The organism is Corallococcus exercitus (genome assembly GCF_003611585.1).
In the GTDB taxonomy this organism is placed as follows: Bacteria; Myxococcota; Myxococcia; order Myxococcales; family Myxococcaceae; genus Corallococcus; species Corallococcus exercitus.
Window position 1 is genome coordinate 1 of record NZ_RAVW01000721.1, and the last position, 2,373, is coordinate 2,373.

Below are 2,373 nucleotides of genomic sequence, written 5' to 3' on the forward strand. Positions count from 1 at the left end.
CCGGAGCGCCGACGACGAGGCCGCGCTCACGTACGCCCGCGGCGTGCTGGAGGCGGAGGCCCGCGCCATCCTGGGCGTCACGGACCGGCTGGGGGACGCGTTCCTGCGCGCGCTGAAGCTCGTGCGCGAGTGCCCCGGCCAGGTGGTGGTGACGGGCATGGGGAAGGCGGGCCACATCGGCCAGAAGCTGTCCTCCACGCTGGCGTCCACGGGCATCCGCTCCGTGTTCCTCCACCCCGCGGAGGCCGTGCACGGCGACCTGGGCCGCGTGGGCCAGGGCGACGTCATCCTCGCGCTGTCCAACAGCGGCAGCACGGAGGAGCTCTTGCGCCTCTTGCCCCTCTTCAAGCGCATGGGCACGCCGGTGGTGGCGCTCACCGGGGACGCGGACAGCGCGCTCGCGAAGGGCGCGGAGGTGGTGCTGGACATCGGCCGCATCGAGGAGGCCTGCCCCATGGGCCTGGTCCCCACCGCGTCCACCGCCGCGCTGCACGCCGTGGGCGACGCGCTGGCGATGACGCTGCTTCGAAGCCGCCCCTTCGGGCGGGACGACTACGCGCTGCTGCACCCGGGCGGGAAGCTGGGGCGCTCCGTCTTGCGCGTCTACGAACTGATGCGCACGGGCCCCGCGAACCCGCTGGTGCTGGACACCGCGCGGCTGTCCCAGGCGGTGGTGGTGATGACCAACACGCCGGGCCGGCCGGGCGCCGCGTGCGTGGTGGACCGCGACGGGAGGCTGGAGGGCATCTTCACCGACGGAGACCTGCGCCGGCTGGTGGAGCGGGGGCACACGGACTTCGAAGTGCCGGTGCGCCAGGTGATGGGCAAGCGCCCGCGCTGCATCACCCCGGACACGCTGGTGCTCACCGCCGCCGCGCAGATGCGCGAGCTGAAGGTGGACCAGCTGCCCGTGGTGGACGTCGAGGGCCGAGCGGTGGGCCTGCTCGACGTCCAGGACCTGCTGGCGGCGAAGTTCGTCTAGGAAAGCCTGGGGCACGCCCGGGGCAAGCCCGGGCGGCGCCGTTACTGCGACAGCTTCGCCTGGAGCGCGGCCTTGTTCGGGTAGTTGGGCACGTCCTGGGCCAGCTTCTCCCAGAGGGCCTTGGCGCCCTTCGCGTCGCCCTTGGCGAGCAGCGTGTCGCCCAGCTTCTCCACCGCGCCCGCGTCCGACTGGAGCGCCACGCTCCACACGCGCGCGCCCATGGGACGGCCCAGGCCGACGAGCGCCCAGGCCATGCCCGCCTTGGCGCGGCCGTTCTCCGGCTGGAAGGGCACCACGCGGGTGTAGTTGGCCAGGGCCTCCTGGTAGCGGCCATGCGCCAGGTGCTCCTCGCCCTCCTCCACCAGCTTCGTGAGGCCCGCCTCCAGCTCCGGCGTGCGCTCCGTGTTCTTCACCGCGTCCACCATCTCCGGCGTCAGCGGGCGCGGCGCGTCCGGAGGCATCGCGGCGGCCTGCGCGGTGGGCTGGGACAGGCGCACCTTGCGGTCCGCGGCGCGCGACGCGAGCCACTTCTGCCGGCCGCCCGCCTTCACCGTCTCCTCGATGCGCGCGCTCAGCTCGCGAGCCATGGGCGCGCGCTGGGACTGAGGGTACGCCGCCACCAGCGCGTCGAAGCCCTCGCGCGCGGCCTTGAGCGCCTGGAGGTCCTCGCCCTTCGTCTCGAAGAGCAGCGACGAGTGCGCGTACAGCGCCTCCTCGTGGCGGGGATCCACCTCCAGCACGCGCGCGTACGCCTTCAGCGCGTTGGCGCTGTCACCGCCCAGGTACAGCGCGTTGCCACGCACCACGTCCACGTCCAGCACGGGAATCAGCGCGGCGCGAGCGCACGCGGCGGCGCCCGCGGTGTCGCCGGACTTCGCGCGGGCCTGCGCCACGGCCTCCATCGCGTCCAGCGCCTGGCCCGGCGTGAAGCCGCAGTTCGCGGCCTCCGGGGTGGCGATGGGGGCCTTGCCCAGCTTCTTCTTCGACGCGAGGAACAGCGAGCGCAGCCCCTCCGCCTTGGCCTGCGCCTGGCCCAGGAAGGTCAGCGCCTCCGCGTTGCGGCCGTTCGTGTAGTAGAGCTTGCCCAGCGACGAGGCGATCTCGAAGGTCTTCTCCCGCTCGCGCAGGCCCTCGGACGAGTCGAGCTGCTTCATCAGCTCCTCGGCGGAGGGCGGCAGCTTGTTCGCGTCCACCGTGGGGTGGCCCGACGGCAGCGGCGTGCCCGGCGCCACGGGGGAGCCCGCGGGCATCGTGGGGTGGCCGGGAGGCAGCGCGCCGTTGGCGGCACCGGAGCCCGTGCCCATGGCGGGGGACGCCTGGGTGCCGGGCGGAATCGTGGGGTGGCCGGGAGGCAGGGGCTATCTCTTATACACATCTCCGAGCCCACGAGA

The 2,373-nt window shown here is 73.6% G+C and carries 2 protein-coding genes; one reads left to right on the plus strand and one right to left on the minus strand.

Going from position 1 to position 2,373, the window contains the following annotated elements:
• Positions 1 to 157: 157 nt before the first annotated feature.
• On the plus strand, positions 158 to 982 hold the full coding sequence (locus D7W79_RS41295) for a KpsF/GutQ family sugar-phosphate isomerase (RefSeq protein ID WP_439099278.1): 825 nt from the start codon (positions 158 to 160) through the stop codon (positions 980 to 982).
• 41 nt (positions 983 to 1,023) lie between these two features.
• On the opposite strand, the gene D7W79_RS41300 is transcribed toward D7W79_RS41295, so the two are convergent.
• Positions 1,024 to 2,286: a tetratricopeptide repeat protein gene (locus D7W79_RS41300; protein WP_244222264.1), complete on the minus strand. Its 1,263-nt coding sequence runs from the start codon at positions 2,284 to 2,286 to the stop codon at positions 1,024 to 1,026.
• Positions 2,287 to 2,373: the final 87 nt, after the last annotated feature.